Here is a 458-nt window from a genome sequence, read left to right as displayed (position 1 = left end):
ACTGAATTCTCCCTGAAATATAACGCTTACATTTGCGGCGGTTTTGTAGCGAGGCACGAGCGGAAAAACCGTCCAAGCCACGCAGTGGCTGAGGCAACATGTACTTGTTATAACTCAACTGCCACCTCAAAAGTATGACTAAAATTCTTATAGCCAGTACGTTCAAATTCTAAAATCCATTCAGATTCGATCGTTGCCAAAAGCTTCCCTGATTCGGCTTTACCAAAGGTGATTTTTGTAACATCCACGGGACTATGAGCAGCAAAGAAATATACCGAACCGTCGATGTAACCATCTTCAGGGTTTGTAGGGAATAAGAATTCTCTACCTTCTAACTCTGAAGAGGCTATAGGTATCTTGATGCCCTCAAGCCTAATGCTGGTTTTTACGGACTCAGAGTAATCATCTATTTTCAGTTCAAACGGAGCCAGCTCAATTTCAAGCGAGACATCACCGCT

1 pseudogene is annotated in these 458 nt (G+C 43.0%); it reads right to left on the bottom strand.

Going from position 1 to position 458, the window contains the following annotated elements:
• Positions 1-107 precede the first annotated feature (107 nt).
• Positions 108-458, bottom strand: a pseudogene (locus A3757_RS27115) (hypothetical protein); the annotation flags it as partial.

This window comes from Oleiphilus sp. HI0117 (assembly GCF_001635235.1).
Note: the sequence above shows the minus strand (reverse complement) of the source record. Positions and strands in the feature narration are given on the sequence as shown.